The 20063-nt window shown below is 71.2% G+C and carries 20 protein-coding genes and 1 riboswitch; of the genes, 4 read left to right on the top strand and 16 right to left on the bottom strand.

What is annotated here, in order from left to right:
- Positions 1-17: 17 nt before the first annotated feature.
- From F804_RS0107190 to F804_RS0107175, 4 genes are read right to left on the bottom strand one after another with little or no spacing between them, the layout of a single operon-like run.
- The gene (locus F804_RS0107190) at positions 18-1343 is read right to left on the bottom strand and encodes a cobyrinic acid a,c-diamide synthase CobB (protein WP_022707072.1); all 1326 of its coding nucleotides are present in this window, start codon (positions 1341-1343) and stop codon (positions 18-20) included.
- Positions 1340-2113: a precorrin-4 C(11)-methyltransferase gene (gene cobM / locus F804_RS0107185; RefSeq protein ID WP_022707071.1), complete on the bottom strand. Its 774-nt coding sequence runs from the start codon at positions 2111-2113 to the stop codon at positions 1340-1342. The genes F804_RS0107190 and cobM overlap by 4 nt, the downstream gene beginning before the upstream one ends.
- Complete coding sequence (locus F804_RS0107180; RefSeq protein WP_022707070.1) at positions 2110-2433, bottom strand: cobalamin biosynthesis protein; 324 nt, start codon at positions 2431-2433, stop codon at positions 2110-2112. Before F804_RS0107180 ends, cobM begins: the two co-directional genes overlap by 4 nt.
- Positions 2430-3593 carry a bifunctional cobalt-precorrin-7 (C(5))-methyltransferase/cobalt-precorrin-6B (C(15))-methyltransferase gene (locus tag F804_RS0107175; protein ID WP_022707069.1) on the bottom strand — a complete coding sequence of 388 codons (1164 nt, stop codon included), beginning with the start codon at positions 3591-3593 and terminating at the stop codon, positions 2430-2432. Before F804_RS0107175 ends, F804_RS0107180 begins: the two co-directional genes overlap by 4 nt.
- On the opposite strand from F804_RS0107175, the gene F804_RS0107170 reads away from it, so the two are divergent.
- Positions 3592-4323 carry a cobalt-precorrin-6A reductase gene (locus tag F804_RS0107170; RefSeq protein WP_022707068.1) on the top strand — a complete coding sequence of 244 codons (732 nt, stop codon included), beginning with the start codon at positions 3592-3594 and terminating at the stop codon, positions 4321-4323. The genes F804_RS0107175 and F804_RS0107170 overlap by 2 nt on opposite strands.
- Here F804_RS0107170 and cobJ read toward each other — a convergent pair.
- Genes cobJ through F804_RS0107135 form a run of 7 tightly spaced genes read right to left on the bottom strand, consistent with a single transcriptional unit; the run spans position 4296 to position 12077 of the window.
- On the bottom strand, positions 4296-5027 hold the full coding sequence (gene cobJ / locus F804_RS0107165) for a precorrin-3B C(17)-methyltransferase (RefSeq protein ID WP_022707067.1): 732 nt from the start codon (positions 5025-5027) through the stop codon (positions 4296-4298). The genes F804_RS0107170 and cobJ overlap by 28 nt on opposite strands.
- Complete coding sequence (locus F804_RS0107160; RefSeq protein WP_022707066.1) at positions 5024-5776, bottom strand: precorrin-2 C(20)-methyltransferase; 753 nt, start codon at positions 5774-5776, stop codon at positions 5024-5026. The genes cobJ and F804_RS0107160 overlap by 4 nt, the downstream gene beginning before the upstream one ends.
- A 4-nt stretch (positions 5777-5780) precedes the next feature.
- On the bottom strand, positions 5781-6410 hold the full coding sequence (locus F804_RS0107155) for a precorrin-8X methylmutase (protein ID WP_022707065.1): 630 nt from the start codon (positions 6408-6410) through the stop codon (positions 5781-5783).
- The gene (locus tag F804_RS0107150; RefSeq protein ID WP_022707064.1) at positions 6410-7498 is read right to left on the bottom strand and encodes a precorrin-3B synthase; all 1089 of its coding nucleotides are present in this window, start codon (positions 7496-7498) and stop codon (positions 6410-6412) included. The genes F804_RS0107155 and F804_RS0107150 overlap by 1 nt, the downstream gene beginning before the upstream one ends.
- Positions 7495-10677, bottom strand: a complete 3183-nt coding sequence (cobN, locus tag F804_RS0107145; protein ID WP_022707063.1) for a cobaltochelatase subunit CobN — start codon at positions 10675-10677, stop codon at positions 7495-7497. Before cobN ends, F804_RS0107150 begins: the two co-directional genes overlap by 4 nt.
- Complete coding sequence (gene cobW, locus F804_RS0107140) at positions 10677-11720, bottom strand: cobalamin biosynthesis protein CobW (protein WP_022707062.1); 1044 nt, start codon at positions 11718-11720, stop codon at positions 10677-10679. The genes cobN and cobW overlap by 1 nt, the downstream gene beginning before the upstream one ends.
- A gap of 3 nt (positions 11721-11723) precedes the next feature.
- The gene (locus F804_RS0107135; RefSeq protein ID WP_022707061.1) at positions 11724-12077 is read right to left on the bottom strand and encodes a DUF1636 family protein; all 354 of its coding nucleotides are present in this window, start codon (positions 12075-12077) and stop codon (positions 11724-11726) included.
- Between the two features lie 95 nt (positions 12078-12172).
- A riboswitch (cobalamin riboswitch) is annotated at positions 12173-12361 on the bottom strand.
- 16 nt (positions 12362-12377) lie between these two features.
- Between F804_RS0107135 and cobO the strand changes: the two genes are divergently transcribed.
- The 3 genes from cobO to F804_RS0107120 all read left to right on the top strand — a co-directional run bounded on the left by cobO (position 12378) and on the right by F804_RS0107120 (position 15247).
- Positions 12378-13022 carry a cob(I)yrinic acid a,c-diamide adenosyltransferase gene (gene cobO, locus F804_RS0107130; RefSeq protein ID WP_040595770.1) on the top strand — a complete coding sequence of 215 codons (645 nt, stop codon included), beginning with the start codon at positions 12378-12380 and terminating at the stop codon, positions 13020-13022.
- 113 nt (positions 13023-13135) lie between these two features.
- Complete coding sequence (gene otsB / locus F804_RS15905; RefSeq protein WP_022707059.1) at positions 13136-13864, top strand: trehalose-phosphatase; 729 nt, start codon at positions 13136-13138, stop codon at positions 13862-13864.
- Positions 13865-13873: 9 nt separating this feature from the next.
- Positions 13874-15247 carry an alpha,alpha-trehalose-phosphate synthase (UDP-forming) gene (locus F804_RS0107120; RefSeq protein WP_022707058.1) on the top strand — a complete coding sequence of 458 codons (1374 nt, stop codon included), beginning with the start codon at positions 13874-13876 and terminating at the stop codon, positions 15245-15247.
- Positions 15248-15494: 247 nt separating this feature from the next.
- Here the strand turns inward: F804_RS0107120 and F804_RS0107115 are convergent, their stop codons facing one another.
- The 5 genes from F804_RS0107115 to F804_RS0107095 are packed head-to-tail and all read right to left on the bottom strand — an operon-like array spanning position 15495 to position 20027.
- Positions 15495-15923, bottom strand: coding sequence for a type II 3-dehydroquinate dehydratase (locus F804_RS0107115; RefSeq protein ID WP_028725737.1), 429 nt, complete (start codon positions 15921-15923; stop codon positions 15495-15497).
- 48 nt (positions 15924-15971) lie between these two features.
- Entirely contained in the window at positions 15972-17408 is a 1437-nt protein-coding gene (locus F804_RS15900) for an asparaginase (protein WP_022707056.1), read from the bottom strand.
- 27 nt (positions 17409-17435) lie between these two features.
- Positions 17436-18479, bottom strand: coding sequence for a histone deacetylase family protein (locus tag F804_RS0107105; RefSeq protein ID WP_022707055.1), 1044 nt, complete (start codon positions 18477-18479; stop codon positions 17436-17438).
- Positions 18480-18516: 37 nt separating this feature from the next.
- Positions 18517-19059, bottom strand: a complete 543-nt coding sequence (locus F804_RS0107100; protein WP_022707054.1) for a DUF924 family protein — start codon at positions 19057-19059, stop codon at positions 18517-18519.
- 35 nt (positions 19060-19094) lie between these two features.
- Complete coding sequence (locus F804_RS0107095) at positions 19095-20027, bottom strand: pirin family protein (RefSeq protein ID WP_022707053.1); 933 nt, start codon at positions 20025-20027, stop codon at positions 19095-19097.
- Positions 20028-20063 lie beyond the last annotated feature (36 nt).

The following is a 20063-nucleotide window of genomic DNA, read 5'->3' as shown; positions in this document are numbered from 1 at the left end:
CGACGATCACGCTTCCGTCAAGTCGCGGCGGGCGCGATCAGGTGGAAGAACGTCCCGCTGACCTGCCCGCCGCCATCGGTCGTGCGGTGGCTGCCGGTTTCCGCGACCTCGCGGCCATTTGCGTCGGTGACATGGGCCAGGGGCGCATCGGGTTCGGACAGGATCGAGGCATAGTGGAACTCGTGCCCCCGCAGTGCGGCGCGTCCCAGGCCCGGCAGCGGCGCCAGCGGCGTCGCGCGGCGGTATCCCAGGTGCATCCGCCGCTTGTGGTAGCTGGTCTCCAGCCCCAGCAGCCCCAGCATCGCGTGACGCTGCCCATCGGCATCGACCAGCCCCGCGCCAAGCGCCATGTAGCCGCCGCATTCGCCATGCACGGGCCGCGTGCGGGCAAAGCGGTGCATGGCCTGCCGGAACCCGTCCGCTGCGGCCAGCCGTCCGGCGTGCAGTTCCGGGTATCCGCCCGGCAGCCAGCAGCAATCCGCGCTGTCGTCCGGCCCCTCGTCGGCCAGCGGCGAGAACGGCAGGATCGTCGCGCCCGCCCGCCGCCACGCGTCGATCACATGCGGATAGGTGAAGGAGAACGCGGCATCCCGCGCCAGCGCGATCCGTCCGCCGGGGGGCGTCATCGCGGTGGGCGGATCGGCGGGCGGCAGGGGGCGGGCCGCCGCCGCGCCCAGCATCGCGTCCAGATCGCAATGCGCGCCGATGAAATCGCCCGCATGGTCCAGGATCGCCTGAAGGCCCTCGGTCTCTTCGGCCTGCACAAGACCCAGGTGGCGTTCGGGCAGGGTGATGTTGCCCTGTCGCGGCAGCGCGCCCAGCACGCGGATGCCCCCACGCTCCATCCCCTCGCGGATCAGGGTTTCATGCCGGGCCGAGGCCACGCGGTTCAGCACCACCCCCGCAAAGGGCAGGTCGGGCTGCAGCGTGGCGAAGCCCCGCGCGACCGCCGCCGCCGATTGCGCCTGCCCCGACACGTCGATGATCAGGACCACCGGCCAGCCCATCAGCGTGGCGATCTCGGCGCTGGCGCCGATGCCGGATTCGCCCCGATGCGCAACGCCGTCGAACAGGCCCATCGACCCTTCGGCCAGCACCAGGTCGGCATCCGGCTGGGCGGTGACATGGGTCAGGATGCGCCCCCGCTCCATCGCCCAGGCATCCAGGTTGAACGAGGGCCGCCCCGAGGCCGCGCGGTGGAAGCCGGGATCGATATAGTCCGGCCCCGACTTGAAGGGCTGCACATCCATGCCGCGGCGGCGCAGCGCGTTCAAAAGGCCCAGCATCAGCACCGTCTTGCCGGTGCCCGATGCGGGGGCAGAGATCATCAGTCCGGGGGTCATTCGGGGAACCTGGGGTTGGGGCCGGTCGGGCGGTACCGGCGGTCGTAATCGGCGGCATAGAGGCGGCTTTCCTGGAACCCCTCGGCGCCAAGTGCGGGGCCGACAAGGATCAGCGCGGTGCGGTCGATGCCCTGCGCCGCCTGCGCGATGGTGGCAAGGGTCGCGCGGATGACGCGCTGGTCGGGCCAGCTTGCGCGCCAGACGACCGCCACCGGGCAATCCGGCCCGTAATGGGGGGACAGATCGGCCACCACGCGGTCCAGCGCATGGATCGACAGGTGGATCGCCAGCGTGGCGCCGGTGGCGGCGAAGGCGCTCAGGCTCTCGCCCTCGGGCATGGCGGATGCGCGGCCGGGGGTGCGGGTCAGGACGACCGATTGCGCAAGGCCGGGCAGGGTCAGTTCGGATTGCAGCGCCGCGGCGGCAGCGGCAAAGCTGGGCACGCCGGGCGTGACCTGCACGGGGATGTCCAGCGCCCGCAGGCGGCGCAGCTGCTCGCCCATCGCCGACCAGACCGACAGATCGCCCGAATGCAGCCGCGCGACGTCATGTCCCTCCGCATGGGCGGATGCGATCTCGTCGATGATCTGGTCGAGGCTGAGGGGGGCGGTGTTCACGATCCGCGCGCCCTCGGGGCAGTGATCCAGCAGCGCGGGCGGGATCAGGCTGCCGGCATAGAGGCAGACGGGGCAGGCGGCGATCAGGTCGCGCCCGCGAATGGTCAGCAGGTCGGCGGCGCCCGGTCCGGCGCCGATGAAGTGGACGGTCATGGAACCTCGGCTATGGCGATGGTGACGGGGCCGCAGGCGGTGCGCGGCCCCAGAAGGCGGCCCCCTGCGGCGATGGCTGCGGCCTCGGCCACCGATCCGGTGGCGAAGAGGTCCAGGATGCGGGGCGATTGCGTGGGGGTTGCGATGCCCGCGACATCGACCAGCCGCAGGGGCAGGGCCAGCGCCTGCGCGGCGGCCCGCAATTCGGGCGCGCGTTCCGCGATGCCCGCCAGCAGGTCGGCCCCGCCCGCGCGGGTCAGCGCGGTGGCGATGGCTGCGGGCGGCGTGCCCGGCCTGCATCCGATGCCCGCGATCCTCATGCGGGGCGGCTCCACTGGGTGACGGGGCGGGCGGGCTGCCAGCCGCGCATGCCGCCAAGGGGCGCGGCCTCGCTGAGGGCGATGCGGGTCAGGCTTCCGCCATGGCGGGCGTGCAAAGTGGCCAGCAGGGACTCGGTCTCCAACGTCACGGCATTGGCGACGATGCGGGCGGGCAGGGGCAGGATGGCGTCGAACAGACCCGCACTGCCGCCCCCGCCCACGAAGATCGCGTCGGGTGCGGGCAGATCGCGCAGCGCATCGGGCGCGGCGCCCTGCACCACCTCAATGCGCTGCGCCACGCCGAAGCGGTCGCGGTTGCTGCGGATCAGGTCCAGCCGATCCTCGCGCGGTTCGATGCAGATGGCGCGTCCCCCCGCCAGTGCCCATTCGACCGAGATCGACCCCGACCCGCCGCCGATATCCCACAGCAGCTCCCCCGGGCGGGGGGCAAGCGCCGCCAGCGTCATCGCGCGGACGGGCGATTTCGTGATCTGCCCGCGATGGTCGAACAACTCGTCCGCCCGCCCCGCCGCCATGGGCAGTCCGAAGCCCGCAGGCAGGTCGTCGCCGTCGATGGCGACGGCCACGGGGGCCTCGTGCCCATCCCGCAGCGGGCCGACGCGTTCGCGCGGGCCGCTCAGGCGTTCCAGCACCGTCAGCCGCGCCGCATTCGCGCCCATGTCGCGCAACCATTCGGCCAGCGCGGCAGGCGCGTTGCCGTCCCGCAGGGTCGCGATGATGCGGCAGCCGCGATGCAGATGCGGGCGAAGCTGCGCGAAGGGCGCGGCATGAAGGCCAAGCGTCGCGCAATGTTCCAACCGCCAGCCCATGCGCGCGGCGGCCAGCGAGAAGACCCCCGCGACCGGAAAGGCCCGCCATTCCGACGGGTCCAGATGCGCCGCGATGCTGCCGCCCGCGCCGAACCAGAACGGATCGCCCGAGGTCAGCATCGCCACCCGTTCCCCCCGCAGCGCAAGGATCGGGGCCAGATCGAAGGGCACGGGCCATTCGCGGCCCCGCGCGCCGACCTTCGCCAGCGCCAGGTGACGCGGCCCGCCGAAGACGATGCGCGCGTCCTCCAGCGCCTTCCGGCTTGCGGCACCAAGGCCCGGCAGGCCATCCTCGTTCAGACCGATGATCGACAGCCAGGGTTCAGACATGACGCGCATCCTTCTTCTGGGCGGCACGACCGAGGCCCGCCGCATGGCGGATGCGCTGGCGGGTATGGATGCGATCTACAGCCTTGCGGGCCGGACGGCGCAGCCATTGTCCATGCCCATCCCCATGCGCATCGGCGGCTTCGGCGGTCCCGAGGGGCTGGCGGATTACCTGCGCCGCGAGGGCATCACCCATGTGATCGACGCGACCCATCCCTTTGCCGCGCGGATCAGCGCCAATGCCCATGCGGCCTGCGATGCGCTGGACCTGCCGCTGATCCGGCTGATCCGCCCGCCATGGCGCGGAGAGGGGTGGCTGCACGTGCCCGACATGGCCGCCGCCGCCGCGGCGCTGCCGCGCGATCCGGCGCGGGTCTTCTTGGCGATCGGACGGATGCACCTGTCGGAATTCGCGCATCTGCCGCATCGCTGGCTGCTGCGGCTGGTCGATGCGCCCGCCGCCCCGCCGCTGCCCCGCGCAAACTTGGTGATCGACCGCGGCCCCTTTACCGTCGATGGCGACCTGGATCTGATGCGCCGCCACGGCATGACGCATCTGGTGGCCAAGAACAGCGGTGGCGCGGGGGCCGAGGCCAAGCTGCATGCCGCGCGCGCCTTGGGCGTGCAGGTCGTGATGATCGACCGCCCCGTCCTGCCGCCGCGCCCGCAGGCGGCCCATCCGGCAGAGGTGCTGGACTGGCTGCATCACGCCCCCGCCGATCTGGGCGCATAGACCCACCGCCCCACACGGCGCGTCGCGGAATTGCCGACGATCACCACCGTGCGCATGTCGGCCATCTCGGGGGTGGCCCGGGCCAGCGTGGTGATGCGCAGTTCCTCGTCCAGGGTCGAGACCGCGCGGGCGAAGATCAGCAGGCGTTCGGGTTCGCATTCCTCGCGCAGGATCTGCAGCACGCGGGCGAACCCCTCGGGGCGCGATTTCGAACGCGGGTTGTAGAAGGCCATCGCGAAATCGCCCATTGCGGCGTGGCGCAGGCGCTTCTCGATCAGCGCGAAGGGCTTGAGGTTGTCCGACAGGTTGATCGCGCAGAAATCATGGCCCAGGGGCGCCCCCGCGCGGGCGGCGGCGGCCAGCATGGCCGTGATCCCCGGCAGGATGCGGATGTCGGGATCTGTGTCGCGCTCCTCCAGCGCCTCGAACAGGGCGGCGGCCATGGCGAAGACCCCCGGATCGCCCGAGGACACGATGACCACCCGCGCGCCGCCCTCGGCCAGGTCCAGCGCGTGGCGGGCGCGGTCCAGCTCGACCCGGTTGTCCGACGGGTGCAGCCGCAGGTCCGCACGCGGCGCCACCCGCGCGACATAGGGGATATAGCCGATGACATCGGTCGCCTCCGCCAGGGCCTGCGTCACCTCGGGGGTGACCAGCGCATCCGCACCGGGGCCCAGGCCCGCGACAGTGATCCGACCGCTCATTCCGGGCACCTGATCTCGGGGCACCGGATCTCGGGGCGGCGCCCATGGCCGTGGACCATGACGATCGCGAAATAGGGGCAGTCGGCCGCGTCCACGTCGCGCAGCCGCGCCAGCCGCTGGTCGGGCATGGTGCCACGCTCGATCAGCCAGGCGTCGTCCAGGCGGCCTGTCGCCTGCAGCGCGGCGCGGATGCGGGGCAGGTTGCGGCCCGTCTTCATCACCACGATGGCATCCGACATGGCCATGCGCCGTTCCAGCTCGGCCTGCGGCAGCGTCCCGGCCAGCACCGTCAGCACGTCGTCGCCCCAGGTGATGGGCGATCCGGTCGCGGTCCAGCAGCCCGACATGCCGGTGATGCCTGGGATCACCTGGGTTTCGACGCGGCCCTGAAGGCGGACATAGAGATGCATGAACGATCCGTAGAAGAACGGATCCCCCTCGCACAGGACGACAAGATCGTCGGTCGCGGCCAGCGCCGCCAGCCGATCGGCCCAATCGTCGTAGAACCGCGCCAGCGCGTCGTTATAGGCGGGGCTGTCGAAGGGAATCTCGGTCGTGATGGGGTATTCCATCGCGTGTTCGGGGATGCCCGCGGGCAGGATGCCCTCGACGATGCGGCGGGCCTGCCCCTGACGCCCCGGCTTGCGGAAGAAGGCCACCTGCCTTGCGCCGCGCAGCGCGCGGTCGGCGCGGACGGATATCAGGTCCGGATCGCCCGGCCCCAGCCCCGCGCAGATGATGCGTCCCATCCGATCACTCCTTCCGGCTGGCCAGCGCGTTGACGGCGGCGACGGTGATGGCCGATCCGCCCAGCCGCCCCTGCACGATCAGCGAGGGCACGGGCGGCGCGGCCATCAGCGCGTCCTTCGATTCCATCGCGCCGACGAAGCCCACGGGGCAGCCGATAATGGCGGCGGGGCGCGGGCAGTCGGGATCTTCCAGCATGTTCAGCAGGTGGAACAGCGCGGTGGGCGCGTTCCCGATGGCGACGATCGCGCCCGCCAGATGGGGGCGCCACAGCTCCAGCGCGGCGGCGCTGCGGGTGTTGCCCATCCGCTGCGCCAGTTCGGGCGTGCGCGGATCGTTCAGCGTGCAGATGACGGGGTTCTGCGCGGGCAGGCGGGGGCGGGTGATCCCCTCGCTGACCATGCGCGCATCGCAGAGGATCGGCGCGCCATCCGCCAGCGCCTGCCGCGCCGTGGCGGCCATGCCGGGGGTGAAGCGGATGTCGCGTTCCAGCCCGACCAGCCCCGCGGCGTGGATCATCCGCACGGCGACCGGTTCCTCGTCCGCGTCGAAGCGGGCCAGGTCGGCCTCGGCCCGGATCGTGGCGAAGGACTGGCGATAGATCGCGGCCCCGTCGGTTTCATAGTGGTGGGGCATCAGGGCACCTTGGTCAGTTGGTCGGGGTGAAGCCCGCGCAGCCCGGCTGGGTCCGAGGCGCGTCCGTGGCGGATCACGTCGAAGCCCTGCGGCGTCGCGGTCAGGGTCAGGTCGGCGGGACGCGGGCAGGCGCATCCCTTGGCGCAGCCCGAGACATGCAGCACCGCGCCCTGCGGCATCAGGGGCGCAAGGTCGCGGGCCAGCTGGCGGACGGGTGCATGGGCGGAGGCGCAGGCGGGGGCGCCGGGGCAGGCATGGGTGCGCAGCAGCGGGTCGTCGGGCCGCAGGATCAGCCCCGGCATCGGGGGCAGGCTGCGGGCCGCGCAGACCATGATCATGCGCCAGGGTGTCATCCGCAGGGGGGCAAGGCGCGACAGCCTGCGCAGCGTCTCGGGTGGGATCTGGCCGAACTCGAACCCCGCCAGCATCCCGGCAGGCGTCGCGCCGGGGGCGGGGCGCGCGACGGGGGGGCGCGCGGGAGTGTCGGCGGCAGGGCGGATGCCCGCGGCGATCAGCGCGGCCATGCGGCCCCGACCGCCCGGCGCGCCGCCCTGGTCCAGGAACCAGCGGGCCATCGCGACCACGTCGTCCGGCCCGCGCAGGGGGGCGGCAAGCGGCATGCCGTCGGCGCGGATCAGGTCGCCCTCGACCCGGATGTCGGCGGGGGCGTCGGTCAGGACAGGCTGGGCGTCGTCGATGGCGATGCCGAACTTGGCGGGCAGGGGCAGGCGGCTGTCTGTCAGGGCGCGGGCGACATCGGCGGCCAGCCGGTCGGTCGCGGGCGTGGCGAAGGGCGTGACGACGATGTTGCGCAGCTGCTCGGTCGCGGGGTCGGGGTCCAGCAGGTCCGCCTGGCTCAGCGCGTCCAGCAGGGGGGCGTGGGTGGCCTGCGTGACGCCGCGCAGCTGCAGGTTCGCGCGTCCCGTCAGCTCGATCGTGCCGTTGCCCCATGCCTCGGCGGCGTCGGCGATGGTTTCGGCCTGCGCGCGGGTCAGCCTGCCGCCGCGCGGGCGGATGCGGACGACCAGCCCGTCGCCGGATTCCATCGGGCGCAGGGCGCCGGGACACCATCCCCGGATCCCGCTCATTCGGCGGCCCCCAGGGTTGCGGCGATGGAGTTGCGGCGCGTCACCCACAGGCCCGCATCGTGCAGGCGGCGGAACAGGTCGCGCATCGTCTGAAGGGCCGCGGGGTTGGCCTCGGCCATGAAACGCTCGATCTCGGGGCGGCCAAGCGTCGCGTCGTGATAGAGGTCGAACAGATGCGGCGGCACCGCGCCCGCCAGATGCGCGAAGGCCGCCATGTGGTCCAGCGTCGCCGCGATCTCGGCCGCGCCGCGGAAACCGTGGCGGGTCATCGCGTCGGCCCATGCGGGATCGGCGGCGCGGGCGCGGACGGTGCGGGCGATCTCCTCGGTCAGGGTGCGGGCGCGGGGGCGGTCGGGCTGCGTCGCGTCCAGGTGATAGAGCGCGGGCGCAGCGCCCCCGATCCGCGCGACGGCGGCGGCAAAACCGGCCTCGTGCGCGGCATAGTCGGCGGCCAGCAGCAGGTCCGATTCCGGCAGGTCCTGCGCGTGGACGAAGCTGTCGGCACCGGCCATGCGCAGGTCCAGCGCCTCGCGGTCGCGGTGCGATTGCCCGTCCGCGCCGATGGCCCATTCGGACGCGGCCAGCCACGCCTCGCCCGCGGCGGCGCGCGCGGCATCGGTAAAGCTGTCGGGCGCGGTCCCCATCCCCAGTCCATAGCTGCCGGGCGCGGGTCCGAAGACGCGCGGCGCATCGGTGGCATAGGGGTTCTGGTCCGCGGCCTCGTCGCGTTCGGCCAAGGCGCGGATGCCGGTCTGGAACATCTGCGCCAGCACCGGGAACACGTCGCGGAACAGCCCCGAGACCCGCAGCGTCACGTCGATGCGCGGGCGGCCCAGCAGCGCAAGGGGCACGACCTCGACCCCGCTTACGCGGCCCGAGCCTTCGTCCCAGGCGGGGCGCAGACCGGCGAGGTGCAGGGCCATGGCGAATTCCTCGCCCGCGGTGCGCATCGTGGCGCTGCCCCACAGATCGACGACCAGCCCGCGCGGCCAGTCGCCGTGGTCCTGCAGGTGGCGGCGCAGCAGTTCCTCGGCCAGTTTCACGCCCTGCGCATGGGCGGCGGGCGTCGGGACCGCGCGCGGATCGGTGGAAAACAGGTTCCGCCCCGTGGGCATCACGTCGGACCGGCCCCGTGCGGGCGAGCCGGACGGCCCGGGCGCCACGAAGCGCCCCGCCAGCGCGGTCGCAAGGCCCCGACGCTCGGCATCGCCGCAGGGGCCGCTGCCCCAGACATGCAGCCCCTCGCCGTACTGGCTTTCCTTGATGTCGCAGACGAAGCGGTCGATCCGGGTGATCGCCTCGGCGGCCGAGGCATCGGCGGGAATGCCCAAGTCGGTTTCCACGCCCGATGCGCGGGCCTCGTCGCGGATATCCGCGATCAGGCGGTCGCGGCGGGCGGGGTCCAGCCCGTCGGCGGTGGAATATTCGTCCAGCAGGCGTTCCAGCGCGGTCATGCCGGCAGGCAGGCTGGCGGCACGCATCGGCGGGGGCATGTGCCCCAACGTGACCGCGCCCAGGCGGCGCTTGGCCTGCGCGGCCTCGCCCGGGTCGTTGACGATGAAGGGATAGATGACGGGCAGCGCCCCGGTCAGCGCCTGCGGCCAGCATTCGCCCGACAGCGCGACCGATTTGCCCGGCAGCCATTCCAGCGTGCCATGAGCGCCCATGTGGATCAGCGCATCGGGTGCCTGCGCCCGCAGCCACAGGTAGAAGGCGACATAGGCGTGGCGGGGCACGCGGGTCAGGTCGTGGTATTCGTCCTCGCGCCCCTTTCGGTGGCTGCGCTCGGGTTGCAGCGCCAGGATCAGGTCGTCGCGGACCAGCGCGCGCAGGTGGAACGCGTCGTCGCGGCAATCGGGGTCGTCCGCCGCATCGCCCCATTCGGCCCGCAGCCGGTCCCGCAGCACCTGCGGCAGCGTCCCAAGCGCCGCGCGGTAATCGTCCAGCGGCCAGCGGATCGCGGCCTCGGCCAGATCCGCCGCAAGGGGGGCGTGCCCCAGCATCCCCGCCACGGCATCCGCTGATGCCAGCGAATCCAGCCCCACCGCATGGGCCATCTGCCAGTCCCGCCCCGGATAGGTGGACAGAACCATCGCCACGCGCGGCCCCTCGCGTTCCGACAGGCGCAGCCATGCCGCGATCCGGTCGCAGGCGGCGTCCACCATGGCGGGGTCGGGCCGATGGGCGAAGCGCGAATATTGCAGCAGGGGATCGCGCGGTGCGGGGGACTTGAAGCTGACGACGCCCGCGAAGACGCGCCCGTCCACCTCGGGCAGGACGACGTTCATCGCAAGATCGGATGGCGACAGCCCACGCTCGGCCTCGGCCCATTCGCGGCGGCGATTGGTGGACAGCGCGATCTGGAAGACGGGGCAGGTCAGCCCGCCGAAGGGCGCGGCGGAAAAGCCCGTGGCGTTGACGATGGCGCGCGGGCGCAGGTCGGCCCCGCGCAGGAAATCGGCAAAGCCCTCGGACTTGAGCGAGGGGGTAAAGACGCCGATTGCCGGGATGCCGCGGTCGCGCAGCGCGCGGATCACCGCGTCGATGGCGGCGGTATCGGCGGCGGCCAGCCAGCTGCGATAGAAGGTGACAAGCACGGCCCCCTGCGGCGGTGCCGGAACGACGCCCAGATCGGGGTCGTGGAACCCCATCTGCGGCAGGGCGGTGCGGCCCGCGACCGGTGCCGCGTGCAGCCCCGCCGCGATGGCCATCTGCGCCAGCGCCGCCTGCGCTGCCACCGCGCCGCCCTGGTCGCAATGGCGGCGCAGCACGCGCAGCACCGATGCGGGAACGGTGGACATCTCCTCCAGCCGGGGATCGTCGCGCCCGTCGGCAGGCAGGATTGCCAGGGCGATCCCCTTGCGCCGCGCCAGATCCTGGACGGATGCAAGGCCATAGGGCCAATAGGCCTCGCCGCCGATCAGGCGGATCAGGATGCCCCTGGCCCCCGACAGCGTCTGATCGACATAGGTATCGACCGAGACCGGGTGCCGCAGCGCCACGAGGTTGCACAGCCGCAGCGACGGCAGCCCGCCATCCGCCCGGTGCCAGCCCGCCGCGAACGCGCCCAGGTCGCTGTCGGAGAAGGACAGCGCCACCAGGTCCCCCGGCGTCTGGCCGGGATCATAGGGGGCGTCCGTTTCCTCGAGCCCCACGCGTTCGCGGAAGACCACATGCATCAGGCGGGCACGGCCTGCAGCATCGCGCGGATCGCGGGCGCGTCGATGCGGTCGTGTTCGGCGATCACCACCAGCCGCGAGGTGCGGGGCGCGTCGCCCCAGGGGCGGTCGTACTGGTGGCGGACCCGCGCGCCGACGGCCTGCACCAGCAGGCGCATCGGCTTGCCCTGAACGGCGACGTGACCCTTGACGCGCAGGATGTCATGCGTCCGCGCCAGATCCGCGATGCGGTCCGACAGCGCCTGCGGATCGTCGATCTCGGGCAGGTCCACGACGATGGTGTCGAAATCCTCGTGTTCGTGGTCGTCGGCACCGTCATGGTGGCTGGGGCGGGCGTCGATGTCATCCTCGGCCGCCGCGTTCAGGCCCAGGATCAGTCGCGGGTCGATCGCCCCTTCGGTCACGGCCAGCATGGGCAGCTTGCGCGGGGCCTCGGCCTCGATCACGGCGCGGGCAGCGGCGAGGCCGTCCTCGCCCGCAAGGTCCGCCTTGGTCAGCAGGACTACGTCGGCGCAGGCGATCTGGTCCTCGAAGACCTCGGCCAGGGGGGTGTCGTGATCCAGCCCCTCATCGGCCAGGCGCTGCGCCTGCACGGCATCCTCGTCGGGGGCGAAGCGGCCCGCGGCCACGGCCTCGGCATCGGCCAGGGCGATCACCCCGTCCACGGTGATGCGCGAGCGGATCGCGGGCCAGTCGAACGCCTTCAGAAGGGGCTTCGGCAGGGCAAGCCCCGAGGTCTCGATCAGGATGTGGTCGGGCTTCTGCGGCAGGGCCATCAGCCGTTCCAGCGTGGGGATGAAATCGTCGGCCACGGTGCAGCAGATGCAGCCGTTCGACAGCTCCATGATGGCATCGGCGGGGCAGTTGTCGTCGGCGCAGCCCTTCAGGATGTCGCCATCGACGCCCATCGTGCCGAATTCGTTGACCAGAACGGCCAGCCGCTTGCCCTGCGGGTTCTGCATCAGGTGACGGATCAGGGTCGTCTTGCCTGCGCCCAGAAAGCCCGTGATGACGGTGACGGGGGTCTTGGTGAGGTCGGTCATGGATCACTCCTGCGGGGGGATGCGGGCAAGGCTCTGCTTGCGGAAGATGACGGGGCGCTGCCGCCACGGGACCAGCCCGTCCGGCGTCGCGGCATAGGCCGAGGCACCCTCGCGGATGTCGGCGGCATCCTCGGGGCCCAGGCGGCCATAGACATAGGACCACTTGCCCGGGGCATTCAGCGCGACGGAGCAGCCCTGCGAACAGGCCGACAGGCATTCGACGGCGCGCACCTCGACCCCTTCGGGCGGTGCCTCGGACAGGGCGGCGTGCAGGGTCGCGCCGGGGCGGGGCGCTTCGGGGTCTGCCGCCGGGTCGGTGCCCCGGCAGGTGGTGCAGACATGCAGAATGGCGCGCATCGCGGGCCCGTCCTTTCGCTGCGGCGGCAGGGCATGGCCAACAGGACGGCCCCCATGGCCGTCGGCTGCCGGTTGCGGAAAACACCCCGTCCGCCCGTGATCGTTCGGCGCTGGCAGGTCTCCCGGCTTGCGGATCAAACGGTCGGCCCACCTTCCCGGCACGGGGCCAGTGGAACGGGCGACCTCTCCGGTCACGGTCGCGGGGGCGGCTGCGTTCGGGCGGTGGCCCTTCGCATTCCCTCTTCGCCCGCCTTGCGGCGGGAACCAGCGCGGGTTTACCAAAGTCCGGACCGCCCCCGAATGTCAACCGAAAGGACCAAGGCCGTGACGGAACAGAGCGATGAAACCGAGGCCCGCCACAGCGCCAAGATGGCCAAGAAGAAGGCCGCCCGCGACCGCATGATGGAGACGAAGACCGGCGAGAAGGGGCTGATCATCGTCCATACCGGCCCCGGCAAGGGCAAGTCCAGCAGCGGCTTCGGCATGATCATGCGCTGCATCGCCCATGAAATGCCCTGCGCGGTGGTGCAGTTCATCAAGGGTGCGTGGGACACGGGCGAGCGCACGCTGCTGACCACGCATTTCGCGGATCTCTGCCAGTTCCACGCCATGGGCGAGGGCTTCACCTGGGAAACCCAGGACCGCGCCCGCGACATCGCCATGGCCGAGGCCGGCTGGCAGAAGGCGCAGGAGCTGATCCGCGACCCAGAGATCCGCATGGTCCTGCTGGACGAGATCAACATCGCCTTCCGCTACGGCTATCTGGACGTGCAGCAGGTGCTGGATTTCCTTGCGGCCGAGAAGCCGCCCATGACCCATGTCGTGCTGACCGGGCGCGGCGCCCCCGAGGCCCTGGTCGAGGCCGCCGACCTGGTGACCGAGATGGGCCAGGTGAAGCATCCGTTCCGGGCCGGGATCAAGGCGCAGGCCGGGGTCGAGTTCTGATCCCCGCGGCCTTTCTTTGACCGCGGTGCCGCAATGCGGCATTGTGGTCACGACAGGGTGAACCCAAGGCCGGGGCTGCGTGTTCATCTTTCGCAAGAAACGAAAGGCCAGACATGACGCCCCCAGTCCTTCCTGCGGATGCCGCCCTGTTCCTCGATTTCGACGGCTGTCTCGTGGATATCGCGCCGCGACCCGATGCGGTGGTGATCACCGACGCGCTGCGGCGCAGGCTTGCGCTGCTGCACGACCGACAGGGGGGCGCGGTCGCGCTGATCTCGGGGCGGGACGTGGGCGACCTGCGCCGGATGCTGCCCGAGTTCGACGGCTGGATCGCGGGCAGCCACGGGTCCGAGCTGTCCACCGGGCCGGGCCACGTGGAGCCGCTGCACGAACATCCCTTCGACGCGCCCGCGCTGCATGCCCGCACCCGCGAACTGGCGGCCCCCCATCCCGCCATCCTGGTCGAGGAAAAAACCCACGGCGTCGCCATGCATTACCGCGCCGACCCCGCGCTGCGCGGCTTCGTCGAGGATGCGATGGCCGCACTGGCCTCCGAGCATCCCCACCTGCAGCTGCAACCTGCCAAGATGGCGCTGGAGCTGCGTCCGGGCGGGGTGGGCAAGGATACCGCGATGGCCCGCCTGATGCAGCATCCGCCCTTCGCGGGGCGCATGCCCGTCTTCGCGGGCGACGACACGACCGACGAACCCGCCATGGCCGAGGCCCAGTCGCGCGGCGGTTTTGCCATCAAGATCGGGGACGGCATGACCGCCGCCCGCCACCGTCTTCCCGACCCCTCGGCGCTGGCCGGCTGGTTGGACGAAGCATTGCAGAAGAACTGAGAGAACATCATGTCCCGGCTTGTCGTCGTCTCGAACCGTCTTCCCCTTGGTGACAATCCGTCGGGGGGACTCGTGGTGGCGCTGGACGATGCGCTGCGCAGCTCCGGCGGGTTGTGGATCGGCTTTTCCGGCGAGCCGGTCGACGATCCCGCCGATGCGCTGATCGACCATCCCGGCGCGGCCTTCGACCGCCTGTCCTTCGACCTGTCCCCCGAGGATCACCACAACTACTATCTGGGGTTCTCGAACTCGGTCCTCTGGCCCATCTGCCACGGGCGGGCGGATCTCGCGCATCTGGATCCGGTCTATCTGGACGGATACCGCAAGGTCAGCGCCCGCATCGCGCGGCTGATGGTGCCGCATCTGCGCCCCGACGACCGCATCTGGGTGCAGGATTACCAGCTGTTCGCCCTTGGGGCCGAGCTGCGCAAGCTGGGGGTGCGGAACGCCATCGGGCATTTCCTGCACATCCCCTTCCCGGCGCCCGCCGAATGCGCGACCCTGCCCAACCCGGCCGAGCTGTTCGACTGGATGATGGCCTATGACCTCGTGGGGTTCCAGGCGCGCCGCGACCTGGACAATTTCGCGGCCAGCGGCCACCACATGACCGGAATGGAGCAGACGGACGAGAACCGCTTCGCCCTTGGCGGACGGACCCTGCGCGCCGAGGTGTTCCCCATCGGCATCGACGCGCGATCCTTCGTCGAGGAGGCGCGCGATGCGCCGGATGCCGACCGCGTCCGCTTCCTGACCAATGCCCGGCTGATGATCGGCGTGGACCGGCTGGATTACTCCAAGGGCATCCCGCAGCGTTTCCGCGCATTCCAGCAGCTTCTGGACAAGATCCCGGACCTGCACGAGCAGATCTCGTTCCTGCAGATCGCCCCGCCCACGCGCAGCGGCGTGCAGGCCTATGACGACATCCGCGAGGAGACCGAGCATCTCGCGGGCCGCATCAACGGGCAGTTCGCCACGCTGAACTGGACGCCGATCCGTTTCATCAACCGCCCCTATCCGCGGCAGGTTCTGGCGGGGCTGTACCGGCAGGCGCGCATCGGGCTGGTGACGCCGCTGGCCGACGGCATGAACCTGGTGGCCAAGGAATTCGTCGCGGCCCAGGACCCCGAGGATCCGGGCGTGCTGATCCTGTCGCGCTTTGCCGGCGCGGTCGAGCAGATGCCCGCGGCGCTGGTCATCAACCCCCATGACGCCCACGAGACCGCCGCCGCGATGGCCTCGGCCATGCGAATGTCCAAGGCCGAGCGCAAGTCCCGCCATCAGGAGCTGCTGTCGGTGGTGCTGGAGAAGGACGTCGCTTGGTGGTCGGCGGCCTATCTGAAGGCGCTGGACCAGGAAGCCGCGCAGGACGCGCTGACCGAATAGGCAGCGCGCCGCGTTTCTGCCGCCCCGCGCGGCAGATCGCGCCCGTGCCCCCGACAGGATGCGGTGATGCGTGACGAGGCGGGAAAACGGGCGCAACCTTGGGTTACGAGGTCGCGCCACCTCGAGTGTTCAACCCACCGGTTCCGGGCCTCCTGGCCTTCTGGATTGGACCAGCGAAGTAGGCCGCCGGATCTGACGCACCCCTCCTCCCTGCGGACAGACCGGCGGCCGATCGTTCCTCAGCCGATCAGCCGATCAGCCGCACCGCATGGGCGACGCCCGCGCCATAGCCGTGGACACCCATCCCCGCGATCACCGCATCCGCGCGATGCGAGACATAGGAATGGTGCCGGAACGCCTCGCGCTTGTGGACCTGGCTGATATGCACCTCGATCACGGGGCCGTCGAAGGCGTTCAGCGCATCCAGCACCGCGACCGAGGTATGGGTCAGCGCGGCGGGGTTGATCACGATGGCCGCGGCCTGCAGGCGGGCCTCGTGGATCCAGTCGATCAGCTGGCCTTCCCAGTTCGTCTGCAGGAACCGGATCTCGTGCGGGCCTGCGGCCTCGCGGCACAGGGCCTCGATATCGGCCAGCGTCTCGTGGCCATAGATTTCGGGCTGGCGCTGGCCCAGCAGGTTCAGGTTCGGACCGTTCAGGACGTAAATCTGCGACATCGGGACCTCGTGCGTTTCGTTCATGCCTAGCCTGCGGCGCGGCCGCTGTCAGCAGGGCAGCAGCACATGGTCCGCGGACCCGCCCGCCGGATCGATCTGCACCAGCCCCCGCGCATCCAGCAGCGCAAGGTGGCCCGCAGGCGTCTCGGGGCCGGACCACAGCACCTGACCGTCATGCCCGACGACCAGCAGCCTGCCCGCCAGCCGCAGCGTGCCGGGACCGGGCGCCTGCCAGGCGACCCGCCCGCCGCGATGCAGGGCGGGGCCGGTCCGGGGGTCGTTCACCAGTTCCGCGTCGCAATCGGCGGCCTGCAGCGCCTGGCCGGGATGCAGCGCATCCGTCATGCGGTCGGTCGCGTGGCATTCGCCCGCCAGCGCGCGGCGCATGGCCGTGGCCAGCGCATCGCCGCGCAGCCCTTGCGCCTGCAGGACCGTCAGCTTGGCCAGCGCCGCGACGGCGGTGATGTCGCCGCCCATGATCACCCCCGTCGCGGTGATCCAGGTGCCCGCGGCGTAATGCAGCGCGCCCACGGCGCCGCCGATGGCGCGGCTGGTCAGCACGACCGGCACCCCCGTCTGCGCGGCGCGCGACAGGGCGCGTTGCAGGCTGCCGTCGCCCTCGGGCAGGTTCCCCTCGCCGAAGGCCTCGACGATCAGGCCCGTCGCGCCGCGTTCCAGCGCGTCGTCGATCATGCGGGCAAGGACGGGCGTGCCGGCGGGAATGGCGGGCAGGATGACGACCTGCTGCGCCTCGATCCGACAGGCGGTGTCGTCCAGCCGCGCAAGGGCGCGGGCGGGGTCCAGCGCGCGTGCGGGCGTGGCCGGTTCGGGCAGGGCGGCGGCCATGCGGCGGATGCCGATGCCGCCACGGGCCAGCGGGGGCAGATGCGGGCTGTCGAAGGCCGCGAAATCCGTGCTCGAGACCTTGAGCGCGCGATTGCCGCGCAGCAGGCTGCCGTCGAAGAACAGCCCCACCTCGGGGATGCGCAGGGTGGCGGCCCGGATCGCGCCCGCCACGTTGCCAAGCGCGTCCGACAGCGCGTTCAGCACCACCCCCCCGGCCGAGTCGACGAAGATCGGGACCTGCGATCCGGTGAGGATCACCGGCTTGGACAGCGCCTGCACCGCGATCCCGTCCGCGTCCCATTCGCCCAGCAGCATCGACAGCGCCGCGCCCGAATAATCCATCGTGTCGGTGCCGTGCAGGATGACGAAGCCGTCGTAATCGTCATGCAGCGACAGCAGATGCGCGGCCATCCGGCACCAGTCGCGCGGCACGAGGCCCGAACTGTCCAGCGTGCCGTTCCCGCTGCCCGGAAAGCGCAGCGTGTCGTCCACGTGCAGGGTGACGCCGGGAATGGTGGCGCGGATCGCCGGTTCGACCAGCCGGCGCATCGCGTCGGCGAAATCGGCCGGGTGCATGGGGGCCAGCGGCTGCCCCAGGCTGGTGATCGTTCCGCCGGTATTGATGATGCAGATGCGCATGCGATGCCCCCGTCCTGTCGCAGGCCCTTATACGGGCTGACGGACGCCGATCCAGCCCCGAAGGAAGGATGACAGGTTGCGCGTCAGGTCCTCCGACACATAGCCGCCCTCCTGCACGATGACCGAGGGCAGGTTCAGCGCGGCGATGCGGCGGGCGGCCTCGGCAAAGCCGGGGGTGGTGACGGCCAGGCCCTTGAAGGGGTCGTTCTCATGGGCATCCAGTCCAAGCGCCACGACCAGCGCGCCGGGCGCATGGTCGCGGATGCGCGCGAGGGCCCGGTCCAGCGCGGCCAGCCAGTCCTCGTCGCCCGATCCGATCGGCAGCGGCAGGTTCAGGTTCGCGCCCTTGCCCGCGCCCTGCCCGACCTCGTGCGCGTGGCCCAGGTAGAAGGGATAGAAGTTCGACGGATCGGCATGGATCGAGACGGTGAACACATCGGCCCGGTCGTGGAAGATCGCCTGCGTTCCATTGCCGTGATGCACGTCGATATCGAGGATCGCAACCCGGTCGTGATCGCCGCGCAGCGTCTGCGCCGCGATGGCCGAATTGTTCAGGAAGCAGTGCCCCGCGGCGGTATCGGCATCTGCGTGATGCCCCGGCGGACGGCACAGCGCATAGGCGGCGCGGGCGCCCTTGCGCACGGCCTCGGTCGCGGCCAGCGCGGTATCGACCCCGCGCAGCGCGGCGGCATATGTGTGCTGACCCAGGGGGCAGCCCGTATCGGCCATGTGCCAGCCCGCGCGCCCGGTGATCCCTTCGGGATAAGTCTGGCCGACCTTCTGCGGATGCAGGTTCGCGACGACCTCGGGGCCCGCGCCGGGGGCCTTCTGCCATTCCGCCCAGCCGTCGCGCAGGAATTCCAGATAGCGCGCGGTATGGACCTCGTGCATCGCGGCGCGGTCGGTCGGGGGCACGGGATGCACGGTCAGCCCCGCATCGGCGATCCCGGCCAGCAGGCGCTCGGCGCGCTCGGCGGTTTCCTTGTTGCGCGAAGGCACGCCGCGCAGCATCCAGAACTGCGGGTCGTGGTCGGCGGTCTCGGGGGCGTAGAAGCAGGGAAGATCGCTCATGTCGGGCAGGCTAGGGCGGGGCGCGCGGCCCCGCAAGTCAGAACCCCGAATGGTGCTTCAGGAACTCGGCCTCTTCCTCGGTGGTCTGTCGTCCCAGTGCCGCGTTGCGATGCGGAAAGCGACCGAACCGGGCAACGATGTCACGATGCTCTCGGGCGAAATGCAGCGAATGGGCGTTGCCCAGGTCCTCGTACAGCGCGACCGAGCGGGTCTGGTCCGCCAGGTCCTCGGAATGCATGAAGGGCAGGTAGAAGAACTGCCGCGCGTCGGGGTCGGTCTGCGCGTCATGGCCCCGGTCCAGCGCGTGGCGGGCCACCGCCAGCGCATGGTCGTTCGATTCGAAGGCGCGCCCGCTGCCCCGGAACATGTTGCGCGGGAACTGGTCCAGCACGATGGCCAGCGCCAGCGCGCCCTGGGGGTCGTCGCGCCAGTGGTCCAGCTGGCCCGCATGGGCGGCCTCGTAGGTGGGGCCGAACAGGTCGGCGATACGGGCATCGACCTGGTCGGATTTCTTGAACCACCACGGCCACATGGCCGGGTCGAACCAGAAATCCAGAACATCCTGCGGGGTCTTGGTCATGTCGCCGTTCCTTGTCGCATCGGGTCGCGCCCGTGTCAGGGCAGGGGGATGAATTCGTCGCGGTCGCCGGTGGGCAGGTCGAACAGCCCCTCTCCCCAACGTCCGGCGGCCCATTCGCGTTTCGCCTCCTCGATCCTCTCGCGCGAGGATGCGACGAAGTTCCACCAGATGTGGCGCGGACCGTTCAGCGTCTCGCCGCCCAGGGCCATCAGCCGCGCGCCGCGATCGCCTGCGGCCACGGTGATCTCGTCGCCGGGGCGGAAGACCATCATCCGGCCCGCCTCGAATTCCTGCCCGGCGACCGTGATCGAGCCTTCGGTGACGTAGATGCCGCGATCCTCGTGGTCGCGGGGCAGGGGGAACCGTGCCCGCGCGCCCAGCACAACGTCCAGGTAGAAGGTGTCGGAATACATCGTCACCGGCGCCGTCTCGCCATAGGCGCGGCCGAGGATCAGGCGGGCCTCGATGCCCTGGTCGCGGATGACGGGCAGGCTGTCCTTGCCGTGATGCTCGAAGCTGGGGGCCATGTCCTCGTGGGATTCGGGCAGGGCGATCCAGGTCTGGATGCCGAACAGGCTGCTGGGCCCGTCGCGCGTCGCGCTGCTGCTGCGTTCGGAATGCGTCACGCCGCGCCCGGCCACCATCCAGTTGACCGCGCCGGGGGTGATCACCTGGTCCGAGCCCACGCTGTCGCGGTGGTGGAAATCCCCGCGATAGAGATATGTCACCGTGCCCAGCCCGATATGGGGATGCGGGCGCACGTCGATGCCGTGGCCGGTCAGGAACTCGGCCGGGCCCATCTGGTCGAAGAAGATGAAGGGCCCGACCATCTGCCGGCGAGGGGCGGGCAGGGCGCGGCGCACCTCGAAGCCGCCAAGGTCGCGGGCGCGGGGGATGATCAGCGTCTCGATGGCGTCGGGACCGACCATGTCGGGGCAGCCGGGGGTCAGTGCGGGGTTCCAGCTCATCTGCGTTCCTCCGTTGTGTTGCAGCAAGGGTGGGCG

The sequence above is a fragment of the Paracoccus zeaxanthinifaciens ATCC 21588 genome, assembly GCF_000420145.1.
GTDB classification, from domain to species: domain Bacteria; phylum Pseudomonadota; class Alphaproteobacteria; order Rhodobacterales; family Rhodobacteraceae; genus Paracoccus; species Paracoccus zeaxanthinifaciens.
The sequence above is the reverse complement of the archived record's forward strand: the minus strand, read 5'-3'. Positions and strand labels throughout refer to the sequence as shown.